Annotated in this window: 5 protein-coding genes; all 5 read left to right on the forward strand. The window is 64.5% G+C overall.

The genetic code is table 11. From position 1 onward, the window contains the following. Nucleotides 1-713: type VI secretion system Vgr family protein (locus tag ABWY06_RS14675; RefSeq protein WP_353926301.1), on the forward strand; the 713-nt coding region annotated here is incomplete at its 5' end. A gap of 8 nt (nucleotides 714-721) precedes the next feature. Then, nucleotides 722-1,156 (forward strand): DcrB-related protein, encoded by a 435-nt coding sequence (locus ABWY06_RS14680; RefSeq protein WP_353926302.1) that lies wholly within the window; start codon nucleotides 722-724, stop codon nucleotides 1,154-1,156. Nucleotides 1,157-1,163: 7 nt separating this feature from the next. Next, complete coding sequence (locus ABWY06_RS14685; protein WP_353926303.1) at nucleotides 1,164-5,588, forward strand: RHS repeat-associated core domain-containing protein; 4,425 nt, start codon at nucleotides 1,164-1,166, stop codon at nucleotides 5,586-5,588. A 10-nt stretch (nucleotides 5,589-5,598) separates the two neighbouring features. Next, nucleotides 5,599-6,048, forward strand: a complete 450-nt coding sequence (locus ABWY06_RS14690) for a hypothetical protein (protein WP_353926304.1) — start codon at nucleotides 5,599-5,601, stop codon at nucleotides 6,046-6,048. Between the two features lie 378 nt (nucleotides 6,049-6,426). Beyond that, the coding region (locus tag ABWY06_RS14695; protein ID WP_353926305.1) for a type VI secretion system Vgr family protein at nucleotides 6,427-7,681 on the forward strand (1,255 nt) is incomplete at its 3' end.

A 7,681-nucleotide genomic window follows, 5' to 3' on the forward strand; every position in this document is an offset into this window, starting at 1 on the left:
GCTCCTGCTGGGTGCGGGTCTCGCACCCCTGGGCCGGCGCCGGCTTTGGCGGCATTCATATTCCGCGCATCGGCCAGGAAGTGCTGGTCGATCACCTCAACGGCGACCCGGACCGGCCGATCATCACCAGCCGGGTGTACAACGCCTTTCATATGCCGCCCTGGGGCCTGCCGGCCAACGCCACCCAGTCGGGTTTTTTGACCCGCTCGAGCATGGGCGCCGGCTACGACAATGCCAACGCCTTGCGCTTCGAGGACAAGAAGGGCCAGGAGCAGCTGTATATCCACGCCGAGCGTAACCAGGACATAGTCGTGAAAAACGACGAAACCCATGCCGTCGGCCACAACCGCACAAAATCCGTCGCAAGCAGCGAAACCGCGACCATCGGCGAGGACCGCTTGCGCGCAGTCAAACGCGACGATGTGCTGCTGGTCGGCGCCTCCCGAAGTGAAAGCGTCAGCCAGAACTACGTGCTCGAAGTCGGCGAGAAGCTGCGCTTGGTCTGCGGCGAGAGTGTGCTCGAGCTTAACGCCAGCGGGCAGATCAACCTGACGGGGGTGGCCATCAACTTCCACGCCACGGGCGATGCCGAGTTCAACACCGGTGGCCTGCTAAACCTCAACATTGGCGGCGGGCCCGGCGCGACGCCCGATGGTCAGGGCGACAAGGGCAGCATCGACAAGGCGATCAACAGCATCTTTCCCAAAGGCTAAGGCAACGGATGAGCTATCGCACCCAGGAACTCCAGCTGCAACTGCCCAGCAGCAGCGTGCAGGACGGCACGATCAATATCCTGCGTTTTGCCGAACTCGGCACCTCGCTGGTCATCACCCGTGGGCAGCTGGACAGCGGCGAGACCCTGCACAGCCATTTCCAGGCGCAAATCGGCAAGCTGGAAAAACAGGTCAAGGAACTGCGCGCCAGCCCTGTCACCGCAATACAGGTCGGCCCGCAGCAGTCGCTCGAGGCCGTGGAACTGCAAAGCCAGTTCAGCCGGGGTAACGAACGGGTCTACCAGTACCAGCTCGGCATATTGCTGGCCGATGGGCACCGTCTGCTCGCCCTGAGCTACGTCAAGCCACAGCCACTGGGCGAGGCCGAGGCCCGGCACTGGGCGCAGATCAAACACTCGCTGATGCTTCCTCCCCTGGAGTAACACCCGGATGTCCGACGCACTCTGGGCCGCGCGGCTTGGCGACGATTTATTTCACACCACTTTCCTCGCCGATGTCGTCAGCGGCGTACTGGAGATCGCGGCCTACGCCGCCGTCACGGCCGTAGCCTGTGCGGCGGTGGTCGCGGCCACGGGGTTGACGGTGCTGACCGGCGGCGTCGGCGGCGTCGCGCTGGCGCTGGTGGTCGGCGTGGTGATTGGGGTCGCCGCCAACCAGACGGGGGCGGACAAGGGCATCACCACCCTCTGTGACGACCTGGGCAACAGCCTCAGTCCGCCCACGGTGCAGGCCAAGATTTCCACCGGGGCGAATAAGACCCGCATCAACGGATTGGCCGCGGCGCGTGCCGCCGGCATCCTCGGCACCCCGATGCCCGAGGAGAACGGGCACGTCGACGAAGTCGAGGAGGACCCCAGTTTCCTCGACATGGCCGGGCGTTTTTTCAGCGAAATGTGGCGACCCACGGTGGCCTCGCCGGCACCGGGGGTGATCCCCTGCCCGCTGGATATCGTGTTGTGCACCAAACACCCGGCGATGCCGACGCAACTGCTGGCCGAAGGCTCCAGCAAGGTCAGCATCGAGATGCAGCCGGCGGTGCGCAGTGGCGACCGCAGCACCTGTGATGGCACCGTGGTGGACAGCGGCACCATCTCCCCCGACGTGCGTATCGGCGGCGCCCCGGTGGTGGTGCAGCCTATTCGCAGTGGCAAGACGCCCGGGGTGATGCTGGCGGTCAGCGTGCTGATGCTGATGCGCGGCAGGCCCGGCAAACTTTGCAGCAAGCTGCCGTGCATGGCCGGCGCCTTTGTCGGCAACATGGCCATGGGCGGCGCCACCGCCTATGTCAGCGGTCAGGTCTCGGGGGCCTTGAGTTCGGCCTCCAGCGGCTCGCCAAATCCGGTGCATGCCGCTACCGGGGCCAAGGTCCTGGGTGACGAGGCCGACCTGGACTTCGTCCTGCCCGGCCTGCTGCCGATCGACTGGCAGCGGTTCTACAGCAGCCGCGACGCGCGCCGCGATGGACTCTTTGGTACCGGTTGGAGCGTGCCCTTCGAAGTGATGGTGCACCTGGCACTGGACGACGAAGGCAGTGAAAGCCTGACCTATATCGACGAGCAGGGCCGGCCCATCGAACTGGGCAACCTGGCCCCGGGTGAGGCGATCTACAGCCCAGGCGAAGGACTGAGTATTCGCCGCCATGAAGGCGGCGCGCTGCTGATCGAGAGTGCCGAGGGCCTGTACCGCCTCTTCGAGCAGGCGCCGGACCAACCGCACAGACTGCGCCTGAGCCAATTGGGCGATCGCAACGATAATCGCCTGCTACTGGATTACGACCCGCGCGGGCGCCTGTACCAGGTGCACGACCGCGAAGGCCATGTACGAATCGAGCTGTGCTACAGCGATGTGCACAGCGGACGCGTGGCGCGTATCGAGCGGCTTTACCCCGAGGCGCGCCGTGAGGTGCTGGTGCACTATGCCTACGACCTGGCCGGTGAGCTGAGTGAGGTGCGCGACGGCGAGCTGCAGGTGCAACGGCGGTTCGTCTACGATGCCCAACGGCGTATGGTCGAGCACCAACTCCCCAGCGGGTTGCGCTGTTTCTACCAGTGGCTCGAACTGCAGGACAACGATGGCGCGCATTCGCGGGTGTCCCGCCACTGGACCGAGGAAGGTGACGAATACCATTTCGCCTACGACCTCAATGCCGGCACGACCCGTATCACCGACGGCCTGGGCCGGGTCAGCGAGCGGCAGTGGAATGGCCAATATCAGATTACCCGCTACACCGATGCCCTGGGCCACAGCTGGCACTTCGAGTGGAACGACGAGCGCCAATTGCTGGCCGCCACCGCACCGGACGGTGCCTGTTGGCGCTATGGCTATGACGAGGCCGGCAACTTGTGCGAGACCCTCGACCCACTGGAGCAGCGCAGCGTTATCCGCTGGCTGGAGCACTGGAGCCTGCCCTTGGTGGAAACCGATGCCGCCGGGCACGCCTGGCGCTACCGCTATGACAAACGCGGCAACTGCATCCAGGAGACCGACCCGCTGGGCGGGGTAACCCGCTACCGCCATGACGCCCGTGGGCTGCCGATCGAGATCATCGACGCCAGCGGCAAACGCAACACCCTGCGCTGGAACGAACTGGGCCAGTTGCTCGAACAGGTCGACTGCTCGGGACTGCCGACACGTTTCACCTATGACCCCCGCGGCCACCTTTGGGAGGTGATCGATGCGCTGGGCGAACGCAGCCGTTTCCAGCACGATGCCCAGGGGCGCCTGCTGCAAAGCGAGCGGCCCGATGGCCGCCGCGAACAGTTCCAGCGCGATGCCATCGGCCAGCTCAGTGCCTATGTCAATCCCGCCGGTCACAGCGTCCGCTACCTGTATGACCGACGTGGCCAGGTGCACAGGCGCTTCGACGAGCAGGGCCGCCAGGTGGGCTTCGAGTACGACGCCTATGGAAGGTTACAGGCGCTGGTCAACGAAAACGGCGAGCGTTACCGCTTCGCCTGGGACGGCGCCGATCGCCTCACCGCCCAGCACGACCTGGACGGCAGCGCCCAGCACTTTCGCTACGATGCCCAGGATCAGGTGATCGGCGTGTCCTGGACACCGGCACCCCACGGCAGCGGCCTGAGCGCGGTGCCCGAGGTGCCACCCGCGCCAATTGAGCACCAGTTGCAGCGCGATGCCCTGGGTCGGCTGATCGGCAAAACCACCCGTGATGGCCACAGCACCTATCGCTACGATGCGCTCGACAGGTTGACCGGTGTCTCGTTCACCGGTGTCGACGGCACCGTGCAGCAGCTGGGATTCGTCTTCGATGCCGTCGGCCAGCTGATTGAAGAACAAGGGGCCAGCGGCGCCCTGCGCCACGCCTACGACGAGCTGGGCAATTTGCTGGAAACCCGGGTACCGGACGGGCGACGGATCAAGCAGCTGTACTACGGCAGCGGTCACCTGCAGATCCTCAGCGTCGATGACCAGGAGATCAGCCGCTTCGAGCGCGACCGCCTGCACCGCGAGGTGCTGCGTACCCAGGGCCAGATGGTGACCCGCAGCCAATATGACCGCTGCGGCCGGCTGACCCAACGCAACCGGCGCCGGACGCAGCAGCCGGTGCAGCTCCCCGCGCAGGCCGAACAGCGCTACGACTACGATCCCTGCGACAACCTGGTCGGGCGGCTCGACCGCGACAGCCAGGCCCAGCGCGACCTGCAGCAGCACCTGCAGTACGATGCCAGCGGAAGGATCCTCGCCAGCCGCGACCTGCACCTGGGCAGCCGCGAAACCTATGCCTACGACGCGGCGGCCAACCTGCTCGACCCGGCCGCCAGCGGTGGCCGGGTGGTTCACAACAAACTGCTCACCTACCAGGACAAGCGTTACCGCTACGACGCCTTCGGCCGCATGAGCGAAAAACGCACCGGCAGCCGGCGAGTGCAGCGCTTTGCCTACGACGCCGAACACCGCTTGATCGAAGTGCACACCGACGACGGTTACCAGCAGACACGGGTGCGCATGCGCTACGACCCGCTGGGCCGGCGCGTGGAGAAAAGCGAGTACGACAGCAACGCACGGCTGCTGAACCAGACCCGCTTCACCTGGGACGGCTTGCGGTTGCTCGCCGAGGAGCGCAACGGCCTGTTCAGCCTGTACCTGTACGACGGCGACGGTTATGAACCCCTGGCGCGCCTGGACGGGCATGGTCCCCATCAACGCGTGCGCTACTACCACAACGACCCCAGTGGCTTGCCGCAACAGCTAACCGAGTCCGATGGCCAGTGTGTTTGGCAAGCCAGTTACCAGGTGTGGGGCGCCACGCTGCGTGAACAGAAGCAGGCCCATTATGTCGAAGAGCAGAACCTGCGCTTCCAGGGCCAGTACCTGGACCGGGAAACCGGGCTGCACTACAACACCTTTCGCTTCTACGATCCGGACATCGGGCGCTTCACCACGCCGGACCCGATCGGACTGGCCGGAGGCATCAACCTGTTCCAGTACGCCCCCAACCCGATCGGCTGGACCGACCCCTGGGGATTGCGGTGCTGGAGCTCGGCACGCAGTAGCTATTGGAAAAATGCCGCGAAAAAAGCACCCGCCGGGAAGTACTCCGCGAAGAACCTGGCCCGGATGAAAAAAGGGCTGGCGCCGCGCATGGTGGTGCGGGTCGTCTACAAAAACACCGTGACCAACAGGCTAAAAGGGCGGGTCGGACAGACAAAAGATATCACCGTGCCTATCGAGCTTAATCACCAGTACATTCCACAGCGCTCCGGCTCCACGGGGGTGGCGCACGAAGGCTGGAACCTGCAGCCTGCCACGCCGTGGGGGCATGCCTCCATGGACCCCTACCGGAATCTCGGCTGGAACCTTGTTAAAGTGATTAAGCCAGTCAATAAATTTTAAGGGACCTGTTATGGACAAAGACGATTTCGTCACTTTTCTTGACGACTACCTGAACAAACACAAGCGCGCCAGTGCGTTTGTGCCCGGCGCCGAGGCATTCGTCGACCAGGCGTATGCCGCCTACCTGGAAAACGCCCCGAAAAACAAGAAAACCTGGATTGCCGAATACCTCCAGGACAAGTTTGTATTCAGCGAACAGCCGCCCCGCTGGCAGGGAGAACCGGACTGGCCGTTTTTCCAAGGACAACCCATGGTGTTCCTGCATCAGTTCAGCCTGGGCCTCGAGTGCGCCAAGTCGCTACAGGGCGCGTTTCCGATGGGCGATACCCTCTACGTGTTCGGCAGCAAAAATCCGCCCAACCCCACAGAGGGCCAGACCTGGGAAACCATCTACAGGATGCTTGGGCAAGACAACGACGGTGGTTACACCGAACACCTCAAATACGCTCGCGAGGACTGAAGCCTGGCGCCGAGCGCGTCGGAACAAGCACCTCCTTGCAGCAGGGCCAAACAGCTCGACCGAAGCGGTCCTCGGCAGCAGACACCTGCACATCCCGAACGAAACGTGATTGGCCTGTAGCAATCAGCGATCGTGTTTGCGCCGCTCCACAGCCGCGCCGCAGCCCCCCACGCGGCCGGCCTTGGGCGGCCACGAGAGACTTACCCCACCGCTCCAGGTCATTTGCCAGTGAAGCCATTGCTCAGTACTGGCGTTTCAGTAGCTTTTTTGCGACGGCCACCTCGGACGCCTTTCGAGCCATGCTCCAGACTTGCCGCCGCTTACGCATGGACGCCTTAGGGCCTCTTGACGCCATTTCAGGGAGAGGACAGTCAACGCATGAACCGCACGCTCAATGTCACCACGGTCCTCGGACCCGACACCCTGCGCTTCGATGCCCTCAACGGCCGGGAGGAAATCTCCCGTCTGTTCGACTTCAACCTGACGCTCAAGAGCGAGCAGAAAAGCCTCGACCCCGACGCCATGCTCGGCACCTCGGTGACCGTCGACATCGAATTGCCCGGTGGCGCCAAGCGTTACCTCAACGGCCAGTGCGCGCGGTTCGCCCTGGTCGGCAAGAAGGGCCGTCACTACCTCTACGAGGCCGAGCTGAAACCCTGGTTGTGGTACGCCACCCGCCGCTCGGACTACCAGGTGTTCCAGAACATGACCGCGCCGGATATGGTCAAGAAGGTGCTGGCGCCCTACCCCTTCGAAACCCGTTTCGTGCTCAGCCGCAGTTACCGCACCTGGGACTATTGCGTCCAATACCGCGAGACCGACGCCAACTTCGTGATGCGCATGTTGGAGCACGAGGGCATCTGGTTCTGGTTCGAGCACAGCGCCGGCGAACACGCCCTGGTGATCACCGACGATATCGGCATGGCCAGCCCCTTTCCCGGCTACGCCAGCATTCCCTATTTCAGCCCCGACCTGACCTACCCCGACCAGGATCACCTGGACACCTGGTCCGCCGGCGGCAAGGTCAAGCCGGGCAAGTACAGCGCCCGCGACTACAACTTCAAGACCCCGGCCGCCGAGCTGCTGACCCAGCGCGCCACCCCGGCCGGGCATGCCTTCGACAGTTATGACATCTTCGACTACCCGGGCGGCTACCCGACCGTCGGCGAAGGCGACCCCTACGCGCGGGTGCGTATCGAGGAACTGCAGACCACCCAGCGTCGCGGCCATGCCACCGGGCGCGCCCGGGGCCTGGCCCCGGGCCGGCTGTTCAGCCTGGAGCGGCACCCGGCGTCGGCACACAACCGCGAATACCTGGTGATCGCCGCCGACTACCAGTTCAGCGACAACGACTACGAATCCAGCGCCAGCGCCGACAGCCTGGTGCTGCGCACGGTGATGGAAACCCACCCCAGCGACCAGCCGTTCCGCCCCCGTCGCGACACGCCCAAACCCCAGACCATGGGCCCGGACACCGCGGTGGTCACCGGCCCGCCGGGCCAGGAGATCTACACCAACGAACACGGCCAGGTGAAGATCTCCTTCCCCTGGAACCGCTACTGCAGCAAGGACCACAACAGCTCCTGCTGGGTGCGGGTCTCGCACCCCTGGGCCGGCGCCGGCTTTGGCGGCA

This window comes from Pseudomonas sp., assembly GCF_040514055.1.
In the GTDB taxonomy this organism is placed as follows: domain Bacteria; phylum Pseudomonadota; class Gammaproteobacteria; order Pseudomonadales; family Pseudomonadaceae; genus Aquipseudomonas.